The organism is Klebsiella sp. 141198, assembly GCF_050600785.1.
Lineage (GTDB): Bacteria > Pseudomonadota > Gammaproteobacteria > Enterobacterales > Enterobacteriaceae > Klebsiella > Klebsiella aerogenes.
The window spans coordinates 365,452-392,282 of sequence record NZ_JAQIRM010000005.1 but is presented as its reverse complement, the minus strand read 5'-3'; the positions used below and the strand labels follow the sequence as shown (position 1 = coordinate 392,282).

At 55.3% G+C, this 26,831-nt stretch carries 25 protein-coding genes; 8 read left to right on the top strand and 17 right to left on the bottom strand.

The annotated features are described in order from the left end of the window. Positions 1-394: 394 nt before the first annotated feature. A complete protein-coding gene (gmhB, locus tag PGR10_RS19510) occupies positions 395-961 on the bottom strand; it encodes a D-glycero-beta-D-manno-heptose 1,7-bisphosphate 7-phosphatase (RefSeq protein ID WP_047044557.1) in 567 nt (188 codons plus the stop codon). Between the two features lie 188 nt (positions 962-1,149). Here gmhB and metN point away from each other — a divergent pair, with 188 nt between their 5' ends. The 6 genes from metN to proS all read left to right on the top strand — a co-directional run bounded on the left by metN (position 1,150) and on the right by proS (position 6,736). Then, positions 1,150-2,181, top strand: coding sequence for a methionine ABC transporter ATP-binding protein MetN (metN, locus tag PGR10_RS19505; RefSeq protein ID WP_087860830.1), 1,032 nt, complete (start codon positions 1,150-1,152; stop codon positions 2,179-2,181). Continuing rightward, a complete protein-coding gene (locus PGR10_RS19500) occupies positions 2,174-2,827 on the top strand; it encodes a methionine ABC transporter permease MetI (RefSeq protein WP_045390177.1) in 654 nt (217 codons plus the stop codon). Before metN ends, PGR10_RS19500 begins: the two co-directional genes overlap by 8 nt. A gap of 43 nt (positions 2,828-2,870) precedes the next feature. Then, positions 2,871-3,686 carry a methionine ABC transporter substrate-binding lipoprotein MetQ gene (metQ, locus tag PGR10_RS19495; RefSeq protein ID WP_015368138.1) on the top strand — a complete coding sequence of 272 codons (816 nt, stop codon included), beginning with the start codon at positions 2,871-2,873 and terminating at the stop codon, positions 3,684-3,686. 108 nt (positions 3,687-3,794) lie between these two features. Further along, a complete protein-coding gene (rcsF, locus tag PGR10_RS19490) occupies positions 3,795-4,202 on the top strand; it encodes an Rcs stress response system protein RcsF (protein ID WP_015704458.1) in 408 nt (135 codons plus the stop codon). Further along, the gene (tsaA, locus tag PGR10_RS19485; RefSeq protein WP_020079574.1) at positions 4,199-4,906 is read left to right on the top strand and encodes a tRNA (N6-threonylcarbamoyladenosine(37)-N6)-methyltransferase TrmO; all 708 of its coding nucleotides are present in this window, start codon (positions 4,199-4,201) and stop codon (positions 4,904-4,906) included. Before rcsF ends, tsaA begins: the two co-directional genes overlap by 4 nt. A 111-nt stretch (positions 4,907-5,017) precedes the next feature. Further along, a complete protein-coding gene (proS, locus tag PGR10_RS19480) occupies positions 5,018-6,736 on the top strand; it encodes a proline--tRNA ligase (protein ID WP_047065175.1) in 1,719 nt (572 codons plus the stop codon). 62 nt (positions 6,737-6,798) lie between these two features. Here proS and nlpE read toward each other — a convergent pair whose 3' ends face one another. From nlpE to PGR10_RS19465, 3 genes are read right to left on the bottom strand one after another with little or no spacing between them, the layout of a single operon-like run. Then, positions 6,799-7,497, bottom strand: a complete 699-nt coding sequence (nlpE, locus tag PGR10_RS19475) for an envelope stress response activation lipoprotein NlpE (RefSeq protein ID WP_430923963.1) — start codon at positions 7,495-7,497, stop codon at positions 6,799-6,801. 42 nt (positions 7,498-7,539) lie between these two features. Continuing rightward, positions 7,540-7,953, bottom strand: coding sequence for an alternative ribosome rescue aminoacyl-tRNA hydrolase ArfB (arfB, locus tag PGR10_RS19470; RefSeq protein WP_047038088.1), 414 nt, complete (start codon positions 7,951-7,953; stop codon positions 7,540-7,542). Continuing rightward, positions 7,950-8,495, bottom strand: a complete 546-nt coding sequence (locus PGR10_RS19465; protein ID WP_430923962.1) for a YaeQ family protein — start codon at positions 8,493-8,495, stop codon at positions 7,950-7,952. The genes arfB and PGR10_RS19465 overlap by 4 nt, the downstream gene beginning before the upstream one ends. Positions 8,496-8,691: 196 nt before the next feature. Between PGR10_RS19465 and PGR10_RS19460 the strand changes: the two genes are divergently transcribed. Together PGR10_RS19460 and rof are read left to right on the top strand one after the other, a co-directional pair. Further along, complete coding sequence (locus tag PGR10_RS19460; protein ID WP_087860833.1) at positions 8,692-8,892, top strand: YaeP family protein; 201 nt, start codon at positions 8,692-8,694, stop codon at positions 8,890-8,892. Continuing rightward, positions 8,879-9,139: a Rho-binding antiterminator gene (rof, locus tag PGR10_RS19455; RefSeq protein ID WP_113374446.1), complete on the top strand. Its 261-nt coding sequence runs from the start codon at positions 8,879-8,881 to the stop codon at positions 9,137-9,139. The genes PGR10_RS19460 and rof overlap by 14 nt, the downstream gene beginning before the upstream one ends. Before the next feature lie 15 nt (positions 9,140-9,154). Here rof and tilS read toward each other — a convergent pair whose 3' ends face one another. From tilS to bamA, 13 genes are all read right to left on the bottom strand, one after another. Then, positions 9,155-10,456 (bottom strand): tRNA lysidine(34) synthetase TilS, encoded by a 1,302-nt coding sequence (tilS, locus tag PGR10_RS19450; RefSeq protein WP_087860835.1) that lies wholly within the window; start codon positions 10,454-10,456, stop codon positions 9,155-9,157. Positions 10,457-10,524: 68 nt separating this feature from the next. Next, positions 10,525-10,914, bottom strand: coding sequence for a VOC family protein (locus PGR10_RS19445; RefSeq protein ID WP_015704453.1), 390 nt, complete (start codon positions 10,912-10,914; stop codon positions 10,525-10,527). Between the two features lie 62 nt (positions 10,915-10,976). Then, positions 10,977-13,115 (bottom strand): lysine decarboxylase LdcC, encoded by a 2,139-nt coding sequence (locus PGR10_RS19440; protein ID WP_430923961.1) that lies wholly within the window; start codon positions 13,113-13,115, stop codon positions 10,977-10,979. 100 nt (positions 13,116-13,215) lie between these two features. Next, positions 13,216-15,000: a chitinase gene (locus PGR10_RS19435; protein WP_087860837.1), complete on the bottom strand. Its 1,785-nt coding sequence runs from the start codon at positions 14,998-15,000 to the stop codon at positions 13,216-13,218. Between the two features lie 191 nt (positions 15,001-15,191). After that, the gene (gene accA, locus PGR10_RS19430) at positions 15,192-16,151 is read right to left on the bottom strand and encodes an acetyl-CoA carboxylase carboxyl transferase subunit alpha (protein WP_045390153.1); all 960 of its coding nucleotides are present in this window, start codon (positions 16,149-16,151) and stop codon (positions 15,192-15,194) included. Between the two features lie 12 nt (positions 16,152-16,163). Continuing rightward, on the bottom strand, positions 16,164-19,646 hold the full coding sequence (gene dnaE / locus PGR10_RS19425) for a DNA polymerase III subunit alpha (RefSeq protein ID WP_087860838.1): 3,483 nt from the start codon (positions 19,644-19,646) through the stop codon (positions 16,164-16,166). 17 nt (positions 19,647-19,663) lie between these two features. After that, positions 19,664-20,263: a ribonuclease HII gene (gene rnhB / locus PGR10_RS19420; protein ID WP_015368153.1), complete on the bottom strand. Its 600-nt coding sequence runs from the start codon at positions 20,261-20,263 to the stop codon at positions 19,664-19,666. Then, on the bottom strand, positions 20,260-21,408 hold the full coding sequence (gene lpxB / locus PGR10_RS19415; RefSeq protein ID WP_430923960.1) for a lipid-A-disaccharide synthase: 1,149 nt from the start codon (positions 21,406-21,408) through the stop codon (positions 20,260-20,262). Before lpxB ends, rnhB begins: the two co-directional genes overlap by 4 nt. Beyond that, positions 21,408-22,196 carry an acyl-ACP--UDP-N-acetylglucosamine O-acyltransferase gene (gene lpxA / locus PGR10_RS19410; RefSeq protein WP_015368155.1) on the bottom strand — a complete coding sequence of 263 codons (789 nt, stop codon included), beginning with the start codon at positions 22,194-22,196 and terminating at the stop codon, positions 21,408-21,410. The genes lpxB and lpxA overlap by 1 nt, the downstream gene beginning before the upstream one ends. 3 nt (positions 22,197-22,199) lie before the next feature. Then, positions 22,200-22,655, bottom strand: a complete 456-nt coding sequence (fabZ, locus tag PGR10_RS19405; RefSeq protein ID WP_004145858.1) for a 3-hydroxyacyl-ACP dehydratase FabZ — start codon at positions 22,653-22,655, stop codon at positions 22,200-22,202. Between the two features lie 106 nt (positions 22,656-22,761). After that, positions 22,762-23,787, bottom strand: coding sequence for a UDP-3-O-(3-hydroxymyristoyl)glucosamine N-acyltransferase (lpxD, locus tag PGR10_RS19400; RefSeq protein ID WP_113374441.1), 1,026 nt, complete (start codon positions 23,785-23,787; stop codon positions 22,762-22,764). A 3-nt stretch (positions 23,788-23,790) separates the two neighbouring features. Beyond that, positions 23,791-24,276: a molecular chaperone Skp gene (skp, locus tag PGR10_RS19395; protein WP_087860839.1), complete on the bottom strand. Its 486-nt coding sequence runs from the start codon at positions 24,274-24,276 to the stop codon at positions 23,791-23,793. Between the two features lie 122 nt (positions 24,277-24,398). After that, the gene (bamA, locus tag PGR10_RS19390) at positions 24,399-26,816 is read right to left on the bottom strand and encodes an outer membrane protein assembly factor BamA (RefSeq protein ID WP_087860840.1); all 2,418 of its coding nucleotides are present in this window, start codon (positions 26,814-26,816) and stop codon (positions 24,399-24,401) included. Positions 26,817-26,831: the final 15 nt, after the last annotated feature.

The following is a 26,831-nucleotide window of genomic DNA, read 5'->3' as shown; positions in this document are numbered from 1 at the left end:
GAGCCATGATCAAACTCTTCAATTTAAGTTTGATGCTCGTGAATTAAACTTCGTAATGAATTACGTATGTTCACTCAGAGACTTGGTATTCATTTATTGTCCGAAGACATTAAGAATCCATGTCACTTTGAGTGCCCACACAGATTGTCTGATAAATTGTTAAAGAGCAGTTGCGACGCGCTTTAGCGCTCTGTCGCGAGGTGGCGTATATTACGCTTTCCTCTTTCAGAGTCAACCCTGAATTTCAGAATTTTTCTCTTCAACCGAACTGGCTGTTTGTGTGAAGTGATTCACATCTGCCGTGTCGATGGAGGCGCATTATAGGGAGCCCGCCGGGAATGACAAGCGGAAAAATACATTTTTATTTCAACCGCTCATCTTTTATACGTAACGCTTATTTTTGCTGCTTTTTGATAGCCGCTGGCAGGTCCGCCAGGCTATTTAGCACCCAATCTGCGGCGCTTTCCGCTTCTTCGGTAACCGGCTTACCGGTACGCACCAGCACTTTCGTTCCGACATTCGCCGCCGCAGCCGCCTGCATGTCTTCGAGTTTATCGCCCACCATATAAGAAGCGGCCATATCAATATGCAGGAAATCGCGTGCGGAAATGAGCATCCCTGGATGCGGCTTACGGCAATCGCAGGTCTGGCGGAACTCTTCAACGCTCCCCTGCGGGTGATGCGGACAATAATAGATACCGTCGAGATCCACGCCGCGGTCTGCCAGCGACCAATCCATCCATTCGGTGAGGGTCTCAAATTGCGCTTCCGTGAATTTACCGCGCGCGATGCCTGACTGGTTGGTCACCAGCACTAACGCAAATCCCATTGCCTTTAGTTCACGCATGGCATCAATGACGCCGTCGATAAACTCAAAGTTGTCGATTTCGTGGACATAACCATGATCGATATTAATCGTGCCGTCACGGTCGAGAAAAATTGCGGGTACAGACTTTGCCACCGGTTTGCTCCTGATAAAGGCTAATGCCGTTAGTATCGCATGTTTCGGCATGCAAGAAAGTGCTCATTATAAAGAGTCAGATTGATTTAGACGTCTGGATGCCTTAACATCCATTTCATTGACAGGCATCGCCTGGACACGGCAGAAGAAAATGCCACGGCAAACGGCTAAACGATAATAAATAACTGATGATTAAACTTTCGAATATTACCAAAGTGTTCCAGCAGGGGAACCGCACCATACAGGCGCTGAACGATGTCAGCCTGCATGTCCCTGCCGGGCAAATTTACGGCGTGATCGGCGCTTCCGGCGCAGGTAAAAGTACGCTGATTCGCTGCGTTAACCTGCTGGAACGCCCAACCGAAGGTAGCGTGCAGGTTGATAACCAGGAACTCACCGCGCTGACTGAAAAAGAACTGACTCGCGCGCGCCGTCAGATTGGCATGATCTTCCAGCACTTTAATTTGCTTGCTTCACGTACCGTTTTCGGCAACGTGGCGCTGCCGCTTGAGCTGGACAACACGCCGCCGGCGGAAATCAAACGCCGCGTTAATGAACTGCTTGACCTGGTTGGTCTTGGCGATAAGCACGACAGCTATCCGGCAAACCTCTCCGGCGGCCAGAAACAACGCGTGGCGATTGCCCGTGCTCTGGCCAGCAATCCAAAGGTGCTGCTGTGCGATGAAGCCACCAGCGCGCTCGACCCGGCAACGACCCGTTCGATCCTCGAACTGTTAAAAGACATTAACCGTCGTCTGGGGCTGACCATTCTGTTGATCACCCATGAAATGGACGTGGTTAAACGTATCTGCGACTGCGTGGCGGTCATTAGCAATGGTCAACTGATCGAGCAGGACACCGTGAGCGAAGTCTTCTCCCATCCTAAGACGCCGCTCGCCCAACAGTTCATTCAATCTACCCTGCATCTGGATATTCCGGATGACTATCAGGCGCGCCTGAAGCCCACGCCGCTGCCTGACAGCGTGCCGATGCTGCGTATGGAGTTCACCGGCCATTCCGTCGATGCGCCGCTGCTGTCGGAAACCGCCCGCCGCTTTAATGTGAATAACAACATTATTAGCGCGCAGATGGATTACGCCGGCGGAGTGAAGTTCGGCATCATGCTGACTGAAATGCACGGCACACCAGAAGATACCCAGGCGGCGATCGCCTGGCTGCAGGAACATCATGTAAAAGTAGAGGTACTGGGATATGTCTGAACCAATGATCTGGCTGCTGGTTCGCGGCGTGTGGGAAACGCTGGCTATGACGTTTGTCTCCGGCTTCTTTGGCTTTGTGCTCGGCTTGCCGGTCGGCGTACTGCTGTACGTTACCCGTCCGGGGCAGATTGCCGCCAACGCCCGACTGTATCGTACGCTATCGGCGCTGGTGAATATCTTCCGCTCGATTCCATTCATTATTTTGCTGGTGTGGATGATTCCGTTTACCCGCGTGATCGTCGGTACCTCGATCGGCCTGCAGGCAGCGATTGTGCCATTAACGGTTGGCGCCGCGCCGTTTATCGCGCGTATGGTGGAAAACGCGCTGTTGGAGATCCCAACCGGGCTTATCGAAGCCTCACGCGCGATGGGCGCAACGCCGCTGCAGATCGTGCGTAAAGTTCTGCTCCCTGAAGCGCTGCCGGGTCTGGTGAACGCCGCCACCATCACACTCATCACCCTGGTGGGTTATTCCGCGATGGGCGGTGCGGTCGGTGCCGGTGGTCTGGGTCAGATTGGCTATCAGTACGGCTACATCGGCTATAACGCGACGGTAATGAATACCGTACTGGTATTGCTGGTTATTCTGGTTTATTTAATTCAATTCTCTGGCGATCGTATCGTCCGGGCTGTGACTCACAAATAACGTTATTGACACACAACACTAATTCTTACAGGAAGGAAATAACATGGCCTTTAATTTCAAAACCTTTGCGGCAGTTGGCGCATTAATCGGTTCTCTGGCTCTGGTGGGTTGCGGTCAGGATGAAAAAGATCCTAACCATATTAAAGTTGGCGTGATCGTCGGCGCGGAACAGCAGGTTGCTGAAGTCGCGCAGAAAGTGGCAAAAGAGAAGTATGGACTCGACGTTGAGCTGGTAACCTTCAACGACTACGTGTTGCCGAACGAAGCGCTGAGCAAAGGCGACATCGACGTTAACGCCTTCCAGCACAAACCGTATCTCGACCAGCAGATTAAAGATCGCGGTTATAAACTGGTTTCCGTCGGTAACACCTTCGTCTATCCGATCGCTGGCTACTCGAAGAAAATCAAATCTCTGGACGAACTGCAGCCGGGCTCACAGATTGCCGTACCGAATGACCCGACCAACCTCGGCCGTTCTCTGCTGCTGCTGCAGCAAGTGGGTCTGATTAAACTGAAAGAAGGCGTAGGCCTGCTGCCGACGTCTCTGGACGTGGTTGAAAACCCGAAAAACCTGAAGATTGTTGAGCTGGAAGCGCCACAGCTGCCGCGTTCTCTGGACGACGCGCAGATCGCTCTGGCGGTCATCAACACCACCTACGCCAGCCAGATTGGCCTGACGCCGGCGAAAGACGGTATCTTCGTTGAAGATAAAAACTCGCCGTACGTAAACCTGATCGTCGCCCGCGAAGATAATAAAGACGCGGAAAATGTTAAGAAATTTGTTCAGGCTTACCAAAGCGATGAAGTTTACGAAGCCGCTAACAAAATCTTTAACGGCGGCGCAGTGAAAGGCTGGTAATCTGCTTTCAGCGTAATATCATTCAGGACGGGCTTTATGCCCGTCTTGTCATTTATGCAAGCACCTGATTCAATAGCGCCCTGTTTTATAATTCATTGAGGAAATACTATGCGTGCTTTACCGGTCTGTTTGTTAGCACTCATGTTAAGCGGTTGTTCTATGCTAAGCAGATCCCCCGTTGAGCCTGTTAAAAGCACCGCAACCACGCCAGTCCAGACGGAAACGGCTAAACCAAAAGTCTCACGTCCCGCACCGGTTAGAATCTATACCGATGCCGCCGCGCTGGTAGGGAAACCTTTCCGCGATCTGGGTGAAGTGAGCGGCGAATCATGCCAGGCTTCAAACCAGGACTCCCCGCCGAACATCCCGACCGCCCGTAAACGCATGCAAATCAACGCGGCCAAAATGAAGGCCAACGCCGTGCTGCTGCACAGCTGCGAAGTGACCAGCGGTACGCCAGGCTGCTACCGTCAGGCCGTTTGCCTGGGTTCAGCGCTTAACGTCTCGGCACAATGAGTGCATTTCAGTTCGCGCAGATAGGCGTCATCCGCTCGCCGTATAAAGAGAAGTTTGCCGTTCCTCGCCAGCCAGGGCTGGTTGAACACGGCGGCGGAGAACTTCATCTGCTCGCGCCCTATAACCAGGCTGACGCCGTGCGTGGACTGGAAAACTTCAGCCATCTGTGGGTGCTGTTCGTCTTTCATCAGACCATGGCTGGCGGCTGGCGCCCGACCGTGCGCCCTCCCCGCCTTGGCGGCAACGCGCGCATGGGCGTCTTCGCGACCCGCTCGACATTTCGCCCCAACCCTATCGGCATGTCGCTGGTTGAACTGAAAGGCGTTCGCTGCCAGAAGGATCAGGTAATACTGGAACTTGGCAGCCTCGATCTCGTTGACGGCACGCCGGTGGTTGATATCAAACCTTATCTTCCCTTTGCCGAAGCCCTGCCTGATGCCAGCGCTAGCTATGCGCAACAGGCGCCGCTGGCAGGCATGAATGTCAGCTTTACGCCGGAAATAGAAGCACAGCTACTCACGCTTGAAAAACGCTACCCGCATATCAAAGCGTTTATCCGTGAAGTACTGGCGCAGGATCCGCGCCCGGCTTATCGCAAAGAGGAAGAAGCAGGGAAAACCTACGCCGTCTGGCTGCTCGATTTCAACGTGCGCTGGCGGGTAATCCCCTCCGGTTTTGAAGTCTTTTCTCTCGAACCGCGCTAATTTTATTTTCCTCTCTTTTGGCATCTTTGCCACACTGGTAAACTAAACCACTTTTTTGTTTCAGGCTGGCTCTCCAGCCTGTTCCGATCGTCCAAATGGAACCGTAACAACATGCGTACTAGCCAATATCTGCTCTCCACTCTGAAGGAGACACCTGCCGACGCCGAAGTCATCAGCCATCAGCTGATGCTGCGCGCCGGGATGATCCGCAAGCTGGCCTCAGGGTTGTACACCTGGCTGCCGACCGGCGTGCGCGTTCTGAAAAAAGTCGAGAACATCGTGCGTGAAGAGATGAACAACGCCGGTGCTATCGAGGTGTTAATGCCGGTAGTTCAGCCTTCTGAACTGTGGCAGGAGAGCGGTCGCTGGGAGCAATATGGCCCTGAGCTGCTGCGCATTGCCGATCGAGGCGATCGTCCGTTCGTTCTCGGCCCGACTCACGAAGAGGTCATTACCGACCTGATTCGCAATGAGCTGAACTCGTACAAACAGCTGCCGCTGAACTTCTACCAGATTCAGACCAAGTTCCGCGATGAAGTCCGCCCGCGTTTCGGCGTGATGCGCTCCCGTGAGTTCCTGATGAAAGATGCTTACTCTTTCCATACCTCTCAGGAATCGCTGCAGGAAACCTACGACGCGATGTATACCGCTTACAGCAAAATCTTCAGCCGTATGGGGCTGGATTTCCGCGCGGTGCAGGCTGACACCGGTTCGATCGGCGGTAGCGCTTCCCATGAGTTCCAGGTACTGGCGCAGAGCGGCGAAGATGACGTGATCTTCTCTGACAGCTCCGACTACGCGGCGAACATTGAATTTGCCGAAGCCGTCGCGCCGAAAGAACCGCGCGCAGCAGCGACGCAAGAGATGACGCTGGTGGATACGCCGAACGCGAAAACCATCGCCGAGCTGGTTGAGCAGTTCAATCTGCCAATCGAAAAAACCGTAAAGACCCTGCTGGTGAAAGCGGTAGAAGATAGCAGCTACCCGCTGGTCGCCCTGCTAGTACGCGGCGATCACGAACTCAACGAAGTAAAAGCGGAAAAACTGCCGCAGGTCGCGAGCCCGCTGACCTTCGCCAGCGAAGAAGAGATCCGCGCTATCGTTAACGCGGGCCCAGGTTCTCTCGGTCCGGTTAACATGCCGATTCCGGTAGTTATCGACCGTACCGTCGCGGCCATGAGCGATTTCGCCGCCGGCGCCAACATCGATGGCAAACACTATTTTGGCATTAACTGGGATCGCGATGTCGCGACTCCGGAAGTTGCTGATATTCGTAACGTCGTTGCCGGCGATCCGAGCCCGGATGGAAAAGGCACTCTGCTTATCAAACGCGGTATCGAAGTGGGCCACATCTTCCAGCTGGGCACCAAGTACTCTCAGGCAATGAATGCCGCGGTGCAGGGCGAAGATGGCCGCAACCAGATCCTGACCATGGGCTGCTACGGCATTGGGGTGACCCGCGTGGTGGCCGCCGCTATTGAGCAGAACTTTGACGATCGCGGGATTATCTGGCCGGACGCTATCGCGCCGTTCCAGGTCGCTATTCTGCCGATGAACATGCACAAGTCCTATCGCGTGCAGGAGCTGGCCGAGAAACTCTATGCTGAACTGCGTGCGCATGGCATCGACGTGCTGATGGACGATCGTAAAGAGCGTCCGGGCGTGATGTTCGCCGATATGGAGCTGATCGGCATCCCTCATACCATCGTGCTTGGCGATCGTAACCTCGACAACGATGATATTGAATATAAACATCGTCGCAACGGCGAGAAACAGCTGATTAAGACCGGGGATATTGTGAATTACCTGGTGCAGCAAATTAAAGGTTAATTTCCCCTTTAAAGCTAAAAGGCCTCGCAATAGCGAGGCCTTTTTTATAGCAACTGCAAGAATTAATTACCGCAATCTTTACCTGGAATAAATTTACTGTCTTTATCCGTCATTAGCGTTTTCATCATCTCGCCGGTATCCGGGTTCGCTTCGAGAGTGAAGTGCCCTTCTACCACCAGCAGTACCGGACGAGTATCGGTCCCGCGCGCGGCGGCGTAATCACGTTCAAGCTGAGCGTTATTGGCAACGGCCACCGTTTTACCTGTGACGCAATCGGTAAAGGTTGCCGCATCCGCCATATAGAAATACATCCCGCGCATTGCCATCGGTGTCGTCGGCAGGCTGGCTTTCACCGACTCCAGCGTATAGTTAAGCGTTGACTGAATCGGGTTGCCGTCACGATCGAGCATTTCCAGCTTGTCGCCTTTCGCCCGATAGTAGGATTTCTCGCCTTTGCTATTGGTCAAGACCAGTTTATCGGCGGTACGCGCCCAGGTCCCATATGAAGCGAAAGATGACGGCTCGCGGCTAACGCCCTGATAACGTTCATTCATTACCCAGGTGCCATCTTTCTCAAGGAACAAAGAGGTTTCAATCCCTTCGCAATCCGCGCAAGGCAAAATACCGCGCCAGCTTTGCTGCATCGGTTTCAGCTCTTCCATCGCCGCCGGCTGAACCGTCTCCACCTCAGCGCGATGATTGCAGCCAAACAGCGCAAAGAGCGAACAGGCCGCTGCGAGCGAAAATACAATTTTCTTCACTGTGAATTCCTTATAATCCATTCCACCCGTCCGCCACGCCTCTTAATGGCGAACTTTCCCACGCAGCGCTTTGACTGAGGACTTTTGCGCCTTGGAGGCAAGTCGTCGCTCTTTTGACGCCCGAGTCGGTCGCGTCTCCCGGCGGCTTTTTTGCACTGCGGTTAATTCTTTTATCAGCGTAACCAGTCGCGAGATCGCCGCTTCGCGATTCATCTCCTGGCTGCGATATTCCTGAGCCTTAATGATAACCACACCGTCAGCAGAAATTAAGTGGTGACTGGCGGCGAGCAGGCGTTCTTTATAAAACTCAGGCAGGCTCGATGCTTTAATATCAAAACGTAAGTGAATCGCCGTCGAGGCCTTATTCACATGCTGACCGCCCGCCCCCTGTGCGCGGACCCCGGTAAGCGAGATCTCCTCATCCGGGATGGAAACGCTGCGGCTAATCATTATCATGCCGGCTGCTGCCAGGCCGTTAAATGAACTTCCAGATTATTCCGATCGTCAGATAACCAGATACCGCCGTCCTGCAGGGTTGCCTGCAGCGTCATGGTGCGATCGGCAAAAGCGCTCAGCTGCGCCAGTTGCGCATCATCAAGATACCAGATGGTCAGCTTCGGATACGCCGCAAGCTTGTTCTGATTCTGCTGCCACCAGATTTCAGCCGCTCGGCTATTATAGGCAAACAGCGCCACCTCCTGCGCCCGCGAGCAGGCTTTCTTGAGGCGTTTCTCGTCCGGTAACCCCAGCTCAATCCACAGATCGACGCCCAAATGGTCGTTTAATTGCCACAGCTCCGGTTCATCATCCGAGGACAACCCGCGGGTGAACTGCAAGCGTTCGTTAGCATATTTGATCCACGCCAGCAGGCGCAGCATCATACGCTCCTGGGTTTCTGAGGGATGTTGCGCCAGCGTCAGGTTAGCATCCAGAAACTGGTTGCGATCCAAATCGGCAACATTCACCACAGCTTTATAAATCGTCGCTTTCAGCGCCATGAATAAACTCCTGAAAAAAATGGCGTACATTGTAGCGAAACTGGCGACAAAAGGCTGTCGGCAATCGCAGGTACTCCTTTCATCCTGCTGATATTGCTTAGATGACTATGGTATAGTCACCTTGCTAAACAGAGTTTATCTTCGTAGGCTTAAACTTGCATCCCACGGTTAAGTCAGAACGCTGACAGGAGGGCATGTGGATCAATATTGTGAGTTAATACGCAAGCGGTATGCGGAAATAGCCAGCGGAGACTTAGGGTATATCCCGGATGCGCTGGGCTGCGCGTTGAAAGTATTAAATGAGGTTGCGGCGGATCAGGCCCTTTCGGAGTCAGTCAGGGAAAAGGCCGCTTATGCGGCGGCAAACTTATTGGTGAGCGATTATGTCAATGAATGATACTTATCAACCCATTAACTGCGATGATTATGACAACCTCGAGCTTGCCTGCCAGCATCACCTGGTGCTGGCGCTGGCCCTGAAAGATGGTGAACAGCTGCAGGCCAAAGCGAACGATCTTATCTCGCGTAAAAATGTCGAGTATCTGGTGGTAGAACTTGCCGGTAACGTCCGCGAGCTACGCCTGGATAAAATCGCCAGTTTCAGCCACCCGGAAATTGGCACCGTGGTGGTCAGCGAATCCTGAAGCCCATCGGGCGGCTTAGCCGCCCGTTTTCCGCCATACCAGCTGTAACCCCTCGCCTTCCTGCACTTGCCCCTCTCTGGTGACAAACAGTCCATCGGCCGCCGCAATCAACGTTTCGCCATAAAATAGCAGCGGCGTAGTATCCCGACGCCAGGGGGCGACCGCCATTTCCTGCCAGATTTTCTTAAGCTTACGCCCGCCCGGACGCCCGACGATGTGCAGATTACCGCTGGCGCGAAAACGTATCGATACCGGCTCATCCGCGCGCGGCATGCGTAACGGCCCGCCGGACTGCAACGCCAGTTCTCCCAGCGTTTCCGGCAATATTAGCGGTGTAGTGGGGTCCTCCCATGGCAACTCACGCTCGGTCAGGCCAGGCAGATGCTTTACCCAATACAGGCGCTGCTGGTAGCGCCGGACGGCAAAACCGCCTAACCGTAGGCAAGGCGCGGCGTCTTCACGCGCCAGCGCCACTTCCTGCCAGATGCGCTCCGGCATTTCGCGCGACGGCATCGGCGCCTGTTGGGAGGCCAGCCAGCGGCGCAGCAGCGCCGCACGACGCGCCGCGCTCATCGCGCTTAGCGGTTCTATCGCCAGCGAACCGCGCTCATCGACCAGCGCGGCGAGCTCCGCCGACAGCATTTCATCGAGCAACTGTTCCTGTTCGCCACATAAGCTGGCGCTGCGGGCAACGGCCTCGGCAAAATGCGGCCAGCGCTCGCTCAGTAGCGGTACCACCCGCAGGCGCAGAAAGTTGCGATCGTAGGCATCATCCTGATTACTTTCATCTTCAATCCAACGCAGCTGATAAGTCAGCGCCCACTGATGCAGGGAATCACGGCTCTCATTGAGCAGCGGACGCAGCAATTTGCCACCAGCGAACTCGCTACAGGCCGCCATCGCCGATAAGCCGGTCGGGCCGCTACCGCGTTTAAGCGCCAGCAGGAAAGTCTCGCATTGGTCGTCGAGATGTTGTGCCGTCAATAACGCTTCACCTGGCAAAAGCGCTTCACGGAAGGCCTGATAGCGCGCCTGGCGAGCATGCGCTTCGATCCCCAACCCCTCATCCGCCAGCGTCACGCGCACCACCTGTAACGGTACCTGCCATTGCTGGCAAATCTGTTCGCAATGCTCGACCCAGTGGTCTGCGTTGGCGCTCAGGCCATGGTGAATGTGAATCGCGCGCAGTTGAACCGCTGGCTCGCGCTGGCGCCAGCGTACCAGCCGGTGCAGCAGGACGGTTGAGTCCAGGCCGCCGCTGAAGGCCAGCAGAAACTGACGATGTGGTCGAAGCGATGAGGCAATATCCGGCGTCATGATCGTGCGTATGCAGCTAAGAAGAGATAGCCCGGCACGTTACGCGCCAGGGCTGGTTCTGGCAAGTATTACTGTTGGTAAATCTCCAGCGGCAGGCCGTCGGGATCGTTGAAAAAGGTAAAACGCTTATCGGTAAACGGATCGATGCGGATAGCTTCACAGGCGACGCCGTGCGCCTGCAAATGCGCAACCGCGGCATCAATATCGTCGACGCTAAACGCCAGGTGGCGCAGACCACAGGCTTCCGGGCGGCTTGGACGCGCAGGAGGGAACGGGAACGAAAACAGCTCGATGACATACTCGCCGTTCAGCGCCAGGTCGCCCTTCCACGAATCACGCTCGGCGCGGTAGAACTCGCTTTGCAGCGTAAACCCGAGGATGTCGCAATAGAACGCTTTGCTCTTCGCGTAGTCTGTCGCGATGATGGCAATATGGTGAACCCGTTTTAAACCCAGCATGGTTGTTCTCCTCCTGTTGAAGCCCAACACGTTACTCGCGCCGCCCGCCGCCGCGCAAGCCCCTAATTATTTTTTAAGACTCGTACACGGTAGACGCCATCTTCATCACGTTTGGCCCCGTGGATATCGGTTTCAAAACCTGGGTAGTGGCGGCCGATCGAACAGAGCATCAACAGGAAATCGAGCACCGCGCGGCTCTCTTCGGTGATCATCTCTCCCGGCATCAGCAACGGCACGCCAGGCGGATACGGCAGGATCATGTTTGCCGAAATACGCCCCACCAGTTTCTCCAGTTCGATGGTTTCTACTTCGCCCTTAATCTGTCGCTGCCAGGCCTGATGCGGGGTCATTTTCATCTCCGGCAACACGTCGAACGCCCGCAGCATCAGCTGTGAGAGCTGGTGCTGACGGATCAGGCGGTGGATCCCCTGCGCCAGATCCTGGATGCGCATATTGCGGTAGAAGTCCGGATCCTCAGCGTAGAGATCCGGCAACATGTTTTTCACCCTCAGGTTAAGATCGTAGGCGCGTTTAAACTCGGTCAGACCGCGCAGCAGGCCCATCGCCCGAGTTTTATCAATTCCGATACTGAACAAGAACAGCAGATTGTACGGCCCGGTTTTCTCCACCACCACGCCGCGCTCGTCGAGGAATTTCGCCACCAGCGCCGCCGGTATCCCCTCTTCCGCCATATTGCCCTGCTCGTCCATACCCGGCGTGAGAATCGTGACTTTGACCGGATCGAGGAACATATGGTCGGCATCGGCGTCCTGGAATCCATGCCACGTTTCTCCAGGGGAAACAGGCCAGCATTGCGCTTCTTCGACCTCTTCCGGCTGCCAGATATCGAAGAACCAGCCGTCAGCCTCCTCACGCAGGCGCTGAACCTCCTTACGGAAATGTAGCGCGCGTTCGATGGAGCGCTGAATCAGGCGTTTTCCGGAGTTACCGCGCAGCATCGCCGCCGCGGTCTCTATCGAGGCGACGATCGGATAGCTTGGCGAGGTAGAGGTATGCATCATAAAGGCTTCATTGAAGGTATCTTCATCGTAGCTGCCTTTAATATGGATAAGCGAAGCCTGTGACAACGCCGCCAGCATTTTATGCGTCGACTGGGTTTCGAAGATCACTTTCCCCGGTACGCGGTCGCCGCTCATACCGCTTTTCCCCTGATAAATCGGGTGGAAGTGGGTATAAGGCACCCAGGCGGAATCGAAGTGGATCGACGGCACGTCAAGGGTTTGTTTAATCCAGGTGGTGTTATACAACAGCCCATCATAGGTGGAGTTGGTGATCACCGCATGCACCGGCCACTGCGCGCCGCGAGTTGTCTCGACTTTGTGCTGGACGCTGTCGCGGGTAAATTCCCGTTTCGGGATGCCGCCGAGGATCCCCAGCGCGTTACGGGTCGGTTTTAGCCATAGCGGTACGATATCGCTCATCATCAGCAGATGCGCCAGCGATTTATGGCAGTTACGATCGATAAGCAACGTACTGCCAGCGGGCGCCGAATACATGCCGACAATTTTATTTGAAGTCGAGGTACCGTTGGTCACCATGTAGCTCTGCTCGGCGCCAAAGGCGCGGGCAATATACTCTTCCGCTTCCAGATGCGGGCCGGTATGGTCCAACAGCGACCCCAGTTCGGTAACGGAGATAGAAACATCGGCCTTCAGCGTATTACCGCCGAAGAAATCATAAAACAGGCAGCCGACCGGGCTTTTCTGGTAGGCGGTTCCCGCCATGTGTCCGGGGGTACAAAAGGTATATTTCCCCTCCTGCACATAGTTAAATAACGCTTTGGTAAATGGTGGCGTGATGTTGTCCAGATATTCATTGGTATACTGGCGAATGCGGGTAGCGATATCTTCCGCCAGACCCAGCGCATATTCGAAGAACCATAGCGCCATGCGCAGGTCCTGGCTGCTGACGTCCATCGTCGAGTGCGTATTGATAAAAGCATACAGCGGCAGGTATTCGTTCAGACGATTGATATCGCTGCATAAATCAACGCTGTAGTCGTCCCAGTCGAAGATAACGCCGCAGATACGCGGGTTGTGTTCGATAAACTGCAGCAGGTCGGCGCTGTTTTGCGGCCAGATGGTCTGGAATCCTTGCTTCTGCAGAGCGGCTTCCAGCTCTTTGATCGGTTCGTCTTTATGGTAGACGCCGTGGGGCCCCATGATGGCGATGATATTCACGCTTTCCTCCTGGATTTACCTAAGGTAAGCATAATATCAATCGCGCCAGTGCTTAGCACTGGCGGATTTATCTTAGTCCTGAATCATAGCAAAGCGATGATTACAGCGCCTTCCACGCATCCCCCCAGGCCAGACCTGCGCCCGGTTCGTAGTAAGTTGGCGCCACGTTGCACCAGGCTCCTTCCGGGAAGGGCTTGCACTGGAAAAGCGCGCCGTGGTTATTGACGATGTCACCCGGCTTCCAGCTCTGGCTGGCGCTCCACGCTGGATAGCTGATGACGCCGCTATCGCCTGCCGGCTCATCCTTCGCTTCCTCTGCCGGCGTTTTCGCCTTCACATTGAGAGTGTAGGTTGCGGTACTGGACAGACTACCATCGCTGACGGTCAGGCTAACCACATACTGAGCATCTTTGTCGCTCTGCGGCGCGCTGAAATTGATAACCGCTTTATCCGCGCCGCTTAACGTCTGCCCATCCTGCGACATCCAGCTATAGCTCAGCTTATCGCCGTTAGCATCGGTAGAGCCTTCCGCACTCAGCGACACCAGGCTACCGGCTTCAACAGCGCCCACCGGGCCGGCAATACGCGCCACCGGCGCCACGTTTACCTGTGGGGCAGGCGTAACGTCATCCGTCTTATCAGACGCGCCATCGCTACCCGCATCATCAACCACGGTTACGTTGAAGTAGTGCTGCACGCATTTGCTGTAATCCCCCTCTTTGAACGCGCTGTACGGCGTCTGATAACTCACCAGCTGGCAGGCATTGGTTTTGCCGTCTGCGCTGTTCGGATCCCATCCCCAATCCTGTTCCCAGTAGATTGGCAGCGCGCCGGCACCGCCTTCATCAAACTGCTTCATGTTCTTACAGCCCAGCACTTCATCATCGGCAATAGGCACTTTGAGGTAGTTGGCGAACTCTTTGTAATAGGCAATACGGTTAAGCGACTGGGCATTTTCCGTGGCGCCGCCGCATTCGACGCCGCCGTTGATGATCTGGATGCTCACGCCAAACCCCGGCACCAGGCCATTGCTCTTATCACGATCGTTTGGCTGCCAGGTGCCGTCGATAACGTGCAGCATGGAGGGTTTTGGCGGCTGCGGGTAAACAAAGAAGAAGACCGCGCTGGCGAGGTTCATCCATGAGTCCGCCACCAGCTGTGGTTTATCCAACAGCGGACGGACGTCGCCATACATCGCCTCGGAGAACGGTCCGTAGTTGTAGTTATAGGAAAGCTGTTTAGCGCCGCGACCAAAGTAGCTGAGGAAATCGCCATCGGCATCTTTACCGCAAGGCCAGGTCTGCCCCTGCCAGACATCCGGGTTACATTCGCCGTTATAGCCGCCTTTTTGTCCTTCGGTCCAGCCAACTTCGCGCAGATAGACCAGCGCCTGGCGCCATTCCGGAATATCGCGCCAGCTCTCGTGACCGCCGGTTTCCTGGGCGAAGTGGGCAAACATGGTAGCCAGCGATTTACGGCAGATTGCGTCGCTATCACGACCGTCGGTGTAGGTGCCGCAGACCGCCGGGAATTTACCAATCGCCTTCAGGAAGTTGCTGTAGGTATATTCCGGCGCGCGCATCGGGAACAGATAATCCCAATCCTGCTCGCTGAGCATGCCTTCAACGCGTTTAACGTTCTCCGGGTTAGCCGCCCGACCGGGCTCAATCTTTTCGACTGAAGCGTTATCGAGGGTACGAATAGAAGACTTCACCGCGTCCATTAGAGGAAAATCGGTTAATGCTTTTTCTTTCGCCGCCAGCTCGCTGGCTGTCATGGTGGTGGCTTCAGTGGCGCTGAGCAGCGGCGCAGCCTGTGCGGCGCTCAGACTTAACATGATCCCTGCGGCCACGGCGCTCAAGGCGACAGTTTTATGAATTGCCATAATATTATTCTCCTTTTCCTTGTGAACGGTCTGCCCAGGCGTTGTCCCCGGCAGTTAGCGCAGTGTCACGGGAGAAGGACATCATCGGCTAATCACATCACCTCATTGGCGCATCATCTTGCCTCAGTAGAAAAATGATAAAAAAAGGGGCCGGAAATCCGGCCCCTTAGAGAAAATAATGTGCTGAATAATCAGGCGTAGCCGTAGCTCATCAGACGCTGATAGCGGCGGTTACGCAGCTCTTCTTCGCTGAGGGTATCCAGGTCAGCCAGGTCGGCCAACAGCTGTGCCTTCAGGCTCGCCGCCATCGCTTCCGGGTTACGGTGGGCGCCGCCCAGCGGTTCTGGAATGATGGAATCAATCAGCTTCAGCTCTTTGAGTCGCGGGGCAACGATACCCATCGCTTCCGCGGCCAGCGGCGCTTTATCCGCGCTTTTCCACAGAATAGATGCGCAGCCTTCCGGCGAGATAACCGAATAGGTGCTGTATTGCAGCATGTTGACCTTATCACCTACGCCAATCGCCAGCGCGCCGCCAGAGCCGCCTTCGCCAATCACGGTGCAGATAACCGGCACGCTCAGACGCGACATTTCACGCAGGTTGCGGGCAATCGCTTCCGACTGGCCGCGCTCTTCCGCGCCAACGCCCGGATAGGCGCCAGGGGTGTCGATGAAGGTAATGATCGGCATTTTGAAACGCTCAGCCATTTCCATCAGGCGCAGCGCTTTGCGGTAGCCTTCCGGCGCCGGCATACCAAAGTTACGACGGATCTTTTCTTTGGTTTCACGGCCTTTCTGATGACCGATGATCATCACCGGGCGACCATCAAGACGCGCAATACCGCCAACGATAGCTTTATCGTCAGCGTAGGCGCGATCGCCTGCCAGCTCGTCAAATTCGTCGAAAGCCAGGCGGACATAATCCAGGGTATAGGGACGACGTGGATGGCGCGCCAGTTGGGCTACCTGCCATGCGCCAAGATCGGCGAAGATTTTGCGCGTCAGCTCTACGCTTTTTTCGCGCAGACGATGCACTTCTTCATCGATGTTAATATCCAGTTTCTCATCCTGACGGCTTACTGCAGTCAGGGAATCGATTTTCGCTTCCAGCTCTGCGATAGGCTGTTCAAAATCTAGGAAATTCAGACTCATAGTATTCCTGTATTAGTCAAACTCCAGTTCCACCTGCTCCGAGCCGATAAGGCCACGCAGATCGTTAAGTAAACGATCGCTCGGAGAGACGCGCCATGTTGCGCCAAAACGCAACCGCGCGCGCGCATCCGCCCTCTGATAATAGAGGTGTACTGGAATGGTTCCCGAACGGTGGGGTTCCAGAGACTGACGGAGTCGGTTTAAAAGCTGGTCATCAATTTGCCTGTCCGTCAGCGAGATAGCAAGCCCGCGAGCATATTTTTCCCGGGCTTCGTCAATATCCATGACTTCACGGGCTGTCATTTTAAGGCCCCCGCTGAAGTCATCAAAGCTGACCTGTCCGCTGACGATAAGTATGCGGTCTTTTTCCAGCAACTGCTGGTATTTATCCAGAGCGTCGGTGAATAACATCACCTCCAGACGCCCGGAACGGTCATCCAACGTACAGATGCCGATACGATTGCCGCGCTTGGTGACCATTACCCGCGCAGCAATAACCAGACCCGCCGCCGTGGTCACTTTACCACGATCGGTCGGGTGCATGTCTTTGAGTCTCACGCCCCCAACGTAGCGTTCGATCTCTTTCAGGTATTGGTTAATCGGGTGGCCGGTCAGATACAGCCCCAGCGTTTCCCTTTCACCATCCAGCACCACCTGCTCCGGCCACGGCTGGCAGCTGGCGTAGGATTGCTCGATTTGCTCCGGCTCTTCCGCCAGCACGCCGAACATATCCGCCTGACCAATCGCTTCGGCTTTGGCGTGCTGATCGGCGGCTTTCAGCGCATCGTTCAGCGAGTTCATCAGCGCCGCGCGATGTGGGCCGAGGCGGTCGAACGCCCCGGACATAATCAGTTTTTCCAGTACCCGGCGATTGAGCTTTTTGATATCGGTACGGGCGCACAGGTCAAACAGCTCGCGGAAGTAGCCGCCATTGTTACGCGCTTCGATGATGGCTTCAATCGGGCCTTCGCCGACGCCCTTAATGGCGCCGATACCATACACGATTTCCCCGTCGTCGTTGACGTGGAAATGATACAGACCGGAGTTGATGTCCGGCGGCAGGATTTTAAGCCCCATGCGCCAGCATTCATCGACCAGGCCCACCACCTTCTCGGTGTTGTCCATATCGGCGGTCATTACCGCCGCCATAAACTCGGCCGGATAGTGGGCTTTCAGCCACAGCGTCTGGTAGGAAACCAGCGCATAGGCGGCGGAGTGGGATTTGTTAAATCCATAACCGGCGAATTTCTCCACCAGGTCAAAGATTTTCATCGCCAGTTCGCCGTCCACGCCGCGCTTTTTCGCCCCTTCTTCAAAGGTGCCGCGCTGCTTGGCCATCTCTTCCGGCTTTTTCTTACCCATCGCACGACGCAGCATATCCGCGCCGCCGAGGGTATAACCAGAGAGCTCCTGGGCAATCTGCATGACCTGTTCCTGGTACAGGATGATGCCGTAAGTCGGCTCCAGTACGGGTTTCAGACATTCGTGCTGCCACTGCACATCCGGGTAGGAAATCTCTTCACGGCCGTGCTTACGGTCGATAAAGTTATCTACCATCCCCGACTGCAGCGGGCCCGGACGGAACAGGGCCACCAGTGCGATCATGTCTTCGAAGCAGTCAGGCTGCAGACGTTTAATCAGATCTTTCATGCCGCGCGATTCAAGCTGGAAGACCGCGGTGGTTTCCGAGCGCTGCAGCATGTCGAAGCTTTTCTTGTCATCCAGCGGAATCGCGGCGATGTCCAGCGGCCCTTCGCCGTTCTTCGCCCGGCGCTTATTGATCATCTCCAGCGCCCAGTTGATGATGGTCAGCGTACGCAGGCCGAGGAAGTCGAATTTTACCAGCCCGGCGTATTCAACGTCGTTCTTATCAAACTGGGTAACCGGGTGCAGCCCCTGCTCATCGCAGTACAGCGGCGCGAAATCGGTGATTTTGGTCGGCGCGATAACCACGCCGCCCGCGTGCTTACCGGCGTTACGCGTCACGCCTTCAAGCTTACGCGCCATATCAATCAGCGCTTTAACTTCTTCGTCCGCTTCGTAGATTTCCGGCAGCTGCGGTTCCGCTTCAAAGGCTTTCGCCAGCGTCATGCCAGGATCCGGCGGCACCAGCTTGGAGATTCGGTCAACAAAGCCATACGGGTGGCCCAGCACGCGGCCCACGTCGCGAATAACCGCCTTCGCCGCCATGGTACCGAAGGTGATGATCTGCGATACCGCGTCGCGGCCATACATATCCGCAACGTGCTCAATCACCTGGTCGCGTTTCTCCATGCAGAAATCGACGTCGAAGTCGGGCATCGAAACACGTTCCGGGTTAAGGAAACGTTCGAACAGCAGGTCAAACTCCAGCGGGTCAAGGTCGGTAATTTTCAGCGCGTAGGCTACCAGCGAGCCGGCGCCGGAACCGCGTCCCGGTCCTACCGGCACGCCGTTATCTTTCGACCACTGGATAAATTCCATGACGATCAGGAAGTAGCCAGGGAACCCCATCTGGTTGATAACCTGCAGTTCGACATCCAGACGTTGGTCATATTCCGGGCGACGCTTAGCGCGCTCTTCGGGATCCGGGAACAGGAATTCGAGACGCTCTTCCAGCCCCTCTTTCGACTTCATTACCAGGAAATCTTCGGTGGTCATGTCGCCGGTCGGGAACTGCGGCAGGAAGTATTCGCCAAGGCGCACGGTAACGTTGCAGCGTTTGGCGATCTCAACGGTGTTTTCCAGCGCTTCCGGGATATCGGCAAATAGCTCGCACATCTCCTCCTCGCTGCGCATATATTGCTGCGGCGAGTAGTTGCGCGGACGCTTCGGATCGTCGAGGGTGAAGCCATCGTGAATGGCGACGCGAATTTCATGAGCGTCGAAGTCGCCGGTTTCCAGGAAGCGCACATCGTTGGTCGCCACTACCGGCAAACCATGCTCCTCCGCCAGTTGAACCGCGGCATGAAGATAGCTTTCTTCGTCCTGACGACCGGTACGGATCAGCTCCAGATAGTAGCGATCCGGGAAATGTTGTTGATAGAAGGAGAGACACTGCTCTACCAGCGGCATGTTTCCGCGGATCAGGCTAACGCCAACGTCGCCTTTACGCCCGCCGGATAGCAAAATCAGCCCTTCCTGATGCTCAACCAGCCAGTCGCGATCGATCCAGGGTCCGAGCGCGCCATAGCCGCGCTGATAGGCGCGAGAAATGAGCAGCGTCAGGTTCTGATAGCCGGTATTGTTGGCCGCTAAAACCGTCAGCTCGCTGAATTCATCGCCAAGCAGATCGCACTGAACATGGAAGTCAGCGCCGACAATTGGCTTAATCCCGGCGCCATGGCCCGTTCCGTAGAACTTAACCAGACCGCAGAGGTTGGTAAAATCGGTGATCGCCAGCGCAGGCATGCCTAGAGCGGCCGCCTTTTTCACCAGCGGCCCGGTTTTCGCCAGCCCATCGATCATGGAATAGTCGCTGTGCACCCGCAGGTGTACGAAACGTGGTTCAGACATCTTTAAATCCCAGTGACTTAGTTGGACGCCAGGCCCAGCGCGCGTTTCACCGGGCCGAAGCTACGCCGGTGGTGCTCTGTTGCGCCGTGTTCCTGCAGTTTTTGCAGATGTACAACGGTAGGATAGCCTTTGTGCTGGGCAAAACCGTATTGCGGAAATGCAATATCCAGCGTAGCCATTTCGGCGTCGCGAGTGACTTTAGCCAGAATAGACGCTGCGCTGATTTCCGCCACCCGGCTATCGCCTTTCACTACCGCCTGCGACGGCATCGGTAGCGATGGACAGCGGTTGCCGTCGATAAGCACGAACTCAGGGGTAATACTCAGACCAGCGACGGCACGCTGCATCGCCAACATCGTGGCGTGCAGGATGTTCAGCTCGTCGATTTCATGCGGCTCGGCGCGACCCAGGCTCCAGCACAGCGCTTTGTCTTTGATTTCATCGAACAGCGCCAGGCGGCGCTTTTCGCTTAATTTTTTAGAGTCGTTGAGGCCTACGATCGGCTTGCGTGGGTCCAGGATTACCGCGGCAGTGACCACCGCGCCGACCAGCGGCCCGCGGCCAACTTCATCGACACCGGCGACCAGATGGGTATGTGGATAAACGAACTCCATCATTTTGCTAACTCCAGTACTGCGTCCGCCGCCTGCTCGTCCGCGTTGCAGCGGATCTGCTGATGCAGCGCGCGGAAAGTATCATGCATATCGTGGCTGGTTTTGCCGTCGGCCAGCAGCGGCTTCAACGCGGCGGCCAGCGCCTGCGGCTCGCATTCATCCTGCAGCAGCTCTTTCACCAGCTCGCGCCCGGCCAGCAGATTTGGCAAAGAGACATAATCGGTTTTCACCAACCGCTTCGCCAGCCAGAAGGTAAACGGCTTCATACGGTAGCCAACGACCATCGGGCATTTCGCCAGCATGCACTCCAGCGCCGCCGTCCCCGAGGCCAGCAGCGCGGCATCACTGGCGATCATCGCATCGCGCGCCTGACCGTCCAGCATGTGCACCGTCATATCCGGCGCCGTCTCCGCTTTTATTCGTTCAAACTGTTCCCGCCGTTTCGCATTGACCAGCGGCACCACAACCTGCAGATCGGGATAGGTACCACGCAGAAGCTGCGCGGTTTTCAGGAAGTCGGCGCTGAGCATTTCGACCTCCGCGCCGCGGCTACCGGGTAGCAGCGCCAGGCAGTGAACATCATGCGGGATACCCAGACGGTCACGTGCCGCGCCCTTGCCAGGATCCAGCGGCATGGCATCCGCCATGGTGTGGCCGATGAAACGGCAGGGAACGTTAAATCTGTCGTAAAACGCTTTTTCGAAAGGCAGGAATGCCAGAACCAGATCGGTGGATCTGCCAATTTTGAAAACGCGTTTTTGTCGCCATGCCCAAACGGACGGGCTGACGTAATGAATGGTTTTGATGCCCTGCTTTTTCAGGTTACCTTCGAGGGTAATATTGAAATCAGGGGCGTCGATGCCAACGAAGACATCGGGACGCAGTTCGCCGAAGCGGCGCGTTAAATCGGCGCGAATATGCAGTAAGCGGCGCAGACGACCAAGCACTTCAACAATGCCCATCACCGCCAGCTCTTCCATTTCGTACCAGGCTTCGCATCCTTCCGCCTGCATCAGCGGCCCCGCCACGCCGACAAAGCGCGCATCAGGGACGCGTGCTTTGAGGGCGCGGATAAGACCGGCGCCAAGAATATCGCCGGAGGTTTCTCCAGCGACCAGGGCAATCGTCAGGGGACGCTGTTCGGCCATTAACGAATCAAGCCGCGAGTTGAACGGGCGAAGAAATCGACAAACGGCTGAACTTCGGGATGCTGAGCCGCCAGTTCGGCGATTTCCGGCTTGGCTTCGTCCAGCGTTTTGCCGCTGCGGTACAGCAGTTTATAGGCGTTACGAATCGCGGTAATCGCTTCACGGCTAAAGCCGCGGCGTTTCAGACCTTCGATGTTGACGCCAAACGGCGTGGCGTGGTTGCCCTGGGCAATCACGAACGGCGGAACGTCCTGAGCGACGCCGGAGCAGCCGCCTACCATAACGTGCGCGCCGATGATGCAGAACTGATGTACTGCAGTCATGCCGCCAATGATGACGAAATCATCCAGAGATACGTGACCGGCCAGCGTCGCGTTGTTGGCCAGAATGCAGCGGTCGCCAAGCGTACAATCATGCGCCACGTGGGCGTTGATCATCAGCAGGTTATCGCTGCCCACCTTCGTTAATCCACCGCCCTGTACTGTACCGCGATGAATGGTGACGCTTTCGCGAATGCGGTTGCGATCGCCAATTTCCACTCGGGTCGGCTCGCCAGCATATTTCAGATCCTGGTTGACTTCACCGATAGATGCGAACTGATAGATCTCATTGTCGCGACCAATTTTTGTGTGGCCATTCACGACAACATGAGACTTCAGTACGGTGCCCTCGCCAATTTCGACGTTGGCGCCCACAATACAAAACGGACCAATGTGAACGTTAGCGCCAATGACGGCGCCTTCTTCTACAATGGCGGTAGGATGAATAAAGGCGGTTTTATCAATCACGTATCAGGCCTCCCGGCTACGCGCACACATCATCGTCGCTTCGCAAACCACTTTACCGTCAACCAGCGCAACGCCTTTGAAACGGGTCAGGCCGCGACGGGTTTTCTCAAAAGTGACTTCCATAATCATCTGATCGCCTGGTACTACCGGACGTTTGAAACGCGCTTCATCGATACCCGCGAAGTAGTACAGCTCGCCCGGCTCAAGTTTTCCAACGCTTTTAAATGCCAGAATGCCGGTGGCCTGCGCCATCGCTTCCAGAATCAGAACGCCAGGTAAAATCGGCTTACCAGGGAAATGCCCCTGGAAAAACGGCTCGTTTACGGAAACATTTTTTACTGCGCGCAGAAAACGACCTTCTTCAAAATCCAGCACGCGGTCTACCAGCAGGAACGGGTAACGGTGAGGCAGAAGTTCCAGAATCTCTTCAATGTGCAGAGTATGAGTGTCAGTAGTCAAAATACTCTTCCTGTCTAAATATACTAAAAGGCAATAATAACACGGCCTGCGGCAATCTTATTAACGAATGCAACAGGCCGGGAATGTAACGTGACCGAATGATGAATTAGTCTTGTTGATTAACCTTGCGCTCAACCGCTTTCAGGCGCTTGCTCATCTCGTCAATATTCATCACCAGCGCCGCAGTTTTACGCCACGCCTTGTTCGGCTGTAGCGGAATACCTGAGGAATAGACGCCAGGTTCAGAGATAGGACGCATAACCATCCCCATCCCGGTAACGGTGACTTTATCGCAGATTTCCATATGGCCGTTAATCACGCTGGCGCCGCCAATCATGCAGTAACGGCCAATTTTCAGGCTGCCGGCCATAATCACGCCACCAGCGACGGCGGTATTGTCGCCAATCACCACGTTGTGCGCAATCTGGCACTGGTTATCAATGATAACGCCATTGCCGATCACGGTATCGTCCAGCGCGCCGCGATCGATGGTGGTACAGGCGCCGATCTCCACGCGATCGCCAATAATAACGCGACCAAGCTGCGGGATCTTCACCCAATTACCGCGATCGTTAGCGTAACCGAAACCGTCCGCGCCGATCACCGTACTGGACTGGATCAGGCAATTTTCACCGATCTCAATCTCATGGTAAACGGTAACGTTGGCCCATAAACGCGAGCCGGCGCCGATTTTGCTATTTTTGCCAACGAAGCAGCCTGCGCCGATAACCACGTTATCGCCCAGCACCACGCCGGATTCGATAACGGCATTTGCGCCAACGGAGACGTTGTTACCCAGCTTCGCCGTGGGATCGATCACCGCGCTTGGCGCGATGTCTTTCGCCGGCTGCGGCGTGGTATCTAAAATTTGAGCCATGCGCGCGTAGGTCAGGTAGGGATTACGCACTACCAGCGCAGCGCCGTGGGCAAAGGGTAAATCGTCCGGCGTCATCACAACGGCGGAGGCCTGGCAAGCGGCCAGGTGTTCACGGTATTTAGGATTTACCATGAAAGTAATTTGGCCTGCTTTAGCGCTCTGCATGGACGCAACGCCGGTGATGACGATATCGCCATCACCGTGTAACTCTGCATCCAACTGCTGTGCTAAGTCAGCCAGTCGAATTGAAGGCATTACTTATTTAACCTGTTTCAGTACATCAGCGGTGATGTCTTTCACATCGCTGCTGTTGTATGCGACGGCATTAGAGTCAACAACCAGATCGATGCTCTGATCTTTCGCTACGCTCTGAACGGCGGTCTGGATACGGGTAACCAGTTTGCCACGTTCTTCGTTGGAACGACGTGCGCGATCCTGCTCAAAAGCCTGTGCTTTCTGCGCGAAGGACTGACGCTGAGACATCACGTCTTTTTCCAGCTTGCTACGATCTGCGCCCGGTTTCATAGACTGCAGACGCTGCATTTTGGACTGCAGATCGCCTTCCAAACGCTGCAGTTCGCTAGCGCGGCCTTTGAACTCATTTTCCAGCGTGTTGGAAACGCCAGTTTTCTGGGCTACCTGTTGGAACAGGTTGTTCATGTTAACCATTGCAATTTTATCTGCCGCCTGAGCGGAAGTTACCATTGCTAAACCCAGACCTGCAGCTAATAACCACTTTTTCACAATTGACTCCTTACCATCCCATGAGTACCCAGGGGTACCGTTATTTGCGTGGCCAGGCGATAGCATCCGCTATCGCCTACAGTCAGCGCTATACTGCACTTACATTCCGTTGTTGCCAACAATTACCAGGTTTTACCAATGTTAAACTGGAACTGCTCGGCTTTGTCTCCATCGTACTTTTTAAACGGTTGGGCGTAGGAGAAGACCAACGGCCCCAACGGCGACATCCACTGTACCGCGATACCCGCAGACATACGAATGTTGTTCGGATCGCTGTAGTCAGGCACGCCTGCTGCTCGAGTCGCCGCAGTATTTTCCCAGTTAGTATCCCACACGGTACCCATATCCCAGAAAATGGAGGTACGTACCGAGTTCGCATATTTATCGCTGATAAACGGCGTCGGGGTAATCAGCTCCAGGCTGGCGACCGCCATGGCGTTACCGCCGACCGCATCGTCTGATTTACAGTATGAACCGTCAGAGTTGGAACATTCTTCGTAGTCGCTATTATCTCCGGCATAAGCCCCGGATTTATAGACCGCTTTCGGACCGATGGTGTTCGACTGGAAGCCACGCACGGTACTTGAACCACCGGCGTAGAAGTTCTCATAGAACGGCATCTCTTTGCTGCCGATACCGTCGCCATAACCCAGTCGGGTACGACCCAGCACAACCCACTGGTGATCGTCATCGATCGGCACGTACGTCGCGGTATCCAACGTCGCTTTGTAGTATTCGTTGTCTGACCCCGGAATGGTCACTTTACCGTTCAGGTTGACGCGCGAACCTTCCGTTGGGAAGTAACCACGGTCCAGCTTGTTATAGGTCCAGCCGTAGTTAAAGGTGAAGTCATTCGCGGTAAAGCTGCCGGTGCTGTCTGACCCTACAGAGTCAAGGTAACGATCCATCGCCACCTGCGGCTGCATGTTGGACAGGGAGTTATGAACATAACCTAAACCTGCACGCAGCGAGTTGTATTCGTTGATCGGGAAGCCGAGGGTGACGTCCGTACCATAGCTTTTGTTGGTATAGTCAGACAGATCCGCGTCATTCGCATCGAAGTCGTTATAGAAGAGGCGGCCGCCGAGGCTCACGCCATCTACGGTGAAGTACGGGTTGGTGACCGACAGTTCAGCGTAGGTCTGGTAGTCGTTCTTGGTCCCGTTGATGCCAACCGAGTAACCCGTACCTAACCAGTTATCCTGCTGTACGCCCGCCTGGAAGCTGACGCCGCTTTCGGTACCGTAACCGATACCGAAGTTCAGGCTACCGGTGTTACGTTCTTTCACCTTGTAAACGACATCAACCTGATCCGGGCTACCCGGCACGCGCTGGGTGTCGGTATCGACGGTTTCGAAATAACCTAAACGGTTAAGACGGTCTTTACCCTGGTCAACCAGGTCGCTGCCCAGCCACGCCCCTTCCATCTGGCGCATTTCGCGGCGCAGTACGGAATCTTTGGAGGTATCGTTACCTTCGAAGCGAATTTTACGCACGTAGTAACGGTTGCCGGCATCAACGTTGATATGCAGCTTCACGGTTTTATCCGTGTCGTTGATTTCCGGCTGCGACTGAACGCGCGGATAGGCGTAACCATAGCGACCGAGGAGTTTCTTAATATCATTCTCCATTTTGGTCACTTTGGTGCCGTTATACAGCTCGCCCGGCTCAATTTTGGTCAGCGATTCGATTTCCGCCGAATGGCCCGCCAGATCGCCCGTTATCTGCACGCCGGAGAGCTTGTATTGCTCGCCTTCGGTGATGTTAACGGTGATATAGATGCCTTTCTTGTCCGGCGTCAGGCTAACCTGCGTCGAATCGATGTTGAAACGCGCGTAACCGCGATCCAGATAGTAGCTGCGCAGGGTTTCAAGGTCGCCCGCCAGTTTCTGTTTCTGGTATTTACGATCGCCGACGACGTTCCACCACGGTACTTCATCGCGCAGTTGGAAGTGTGAGATCAGTTCGTCAGTGGTGAATGCGTGGTTACCGACAATGTTAATCTGCTGGATTTTCGCCGAGACGCCTTCCTGGAAAACCAGTTTCAGGTCGACGCGGTTACGCGGCAGCGGCGTCACGACAGCTTTTACGCTGGCGCTATATTTACCGACGCTGTAGTAGAAATCTTCCAGCCCTTTTTCGATATCGGCAAGCTTGGTGCGATCGAGAGATTCCCCAACGCGAACGCCGGATGCCTCAAGGTTTTGCTTGAGCATGTCATCCTTCACCGACTTGTTGCCGGAGAAGGTAATGCTCGCAATTGTTGGGCGCTCTTTCACCTGCACCAGCAGGGTATCACCATCGCGCAGGACGCGGACGTCCTCAAAGTTGCCAGTGGCAAACAGAGCGCGAATGGTGTTACTGATATCATCATCGGTCACCGTATCGCCAGGACGCACTGGCATGCTGAGGAGGGCCGCACCAACAGCGACACGCTGCAAGCCTTCGAAATGAATGTCCTTCACCACGAACCCTTCAGCACCGTATACAGTCGCGCTGCTAAACAGCAGCGACGCTATGAGCAACTTTTTCATCGCCATCGTTATTATGCGTTC

Bases quoted from the DNA above. Each gene is read 5' to 3' on its own strand.
- metN (WP_087860830.1), top strand. From the start codon at position 1,150: ATGATTAAACTTTCGAATATTACCAAAGTGTTCCAGCAGGGGAACCGC.
- PGR10_RS19500 (WP_045390177.1), top strand. From the start codon at position 2,174: ATGTCTGAACCAATGATCTGGCTGCTGGTTCGCGGCGTGTGGGAAACG.
- metQ (WP_015368138.1), top strand. From the start codon at position 2,871: ATGGCCTTTAATTTCAAAACCTTTGCGGCAGTTGGCGCATTAATCGGT.
- rcsF (WP_015704458.1), top strand. From the start codon at position 3,795: ATGCGTGCTTTACCGGTCTGTTTGTTAGCACTCATGTTAAGCGGTTGT.
- tsaA (WP_020079574.1), top strand. From the start codon at position 4,199: ATGAGTGCATTTCAGTTCGCGCAGATAGGCGTCATCCGCTCGCCGTAT.
- proS (WP_047065175.1), top strand. From the start codon at position 5,018: ATGCGTACTAGCCAATATCTGCTCTCCACTCTGAAGGAGACACCTGCC.
- arfB (WP_047038088.1), bottom strand. From the start codon at position 7,953: ATGATAATGATTAGCCGCAGCGTTTCCATCCCGGATGAGGAGATCTCG.
- PGR10_RS19465 (WP_430923962.1), bottom strand. From the start codon at position 8,495: ATGGCGCTGAAAGCGACGATTTATAAAGCTGTGGTGAATGTTGCCGAT.
- rof (WP_113374446.1), top strand. From the start codon at position 8,879: ATGTCAATGAATGATACTTATCAACCCATTAACTGCGATGATTATGAC.
- tilS (WP_087860835.1), bottom strand. From the start codon at position 10,456: ATGACGCCGGATATTGCCTCATCGCTTCGACCACATCGTCAGTTTCTG.
- PGR10_RS19445 (WP_015704453.1), bottom strand. From the start codon at position 10,914: ATGCTGGGTTTAAAACGGGTTCACCATATTGCCATCATCGCGACAGAC.
- PGR10_RS19435 (WP_087860837.1), bottom strand. From the start codon at position 15,000: ATGGCAATTCATAAAACTGTCGCCTTGAGCGCCGTGGCCGCAGGGATC.
- accA (WP_045390153.1), bottom strand. From the start codon at position 16,151: ATGAGTCTGAATTTCCTAGATTTTGAACAGCCTATCGCAGAGCTGGAA.
- dnaE (WP_087860838.1), bottom strand. From the start codon at position 19,646: ATGTCTGAACCACGTTTCGTACACCTGCGGGTGCACAGCGACTATTCC.
- rnhB (WP_015368153.1), bottom strand. From the start codon at position 20,263: ATGATGGAGTTCGTTTATCCACATACCCATCTGGTCGCCGGTGTCGAT.
- lpxB (WP_430923960.1), bottom strand. From the start codon at position 21,408: ATGGCCGAACAGCGTCCCCTGACGATTGCCCTGGTCGCTGGAGAAACC.
- lpxD (WP_113374441.1), bottom strand. From the start codon at position 23,787: ATGCCTTCAATTCGACTGGCTGACTTAGCACAGCAGTTGGATGCAGAG.
- bamA (WP_087860840.1), bottom strand. From the start codon at position 26,816: ATGGCGATGAAAAAGTTGCTCATAGCGTCGCTGCTGTTTAGCAGCGCG.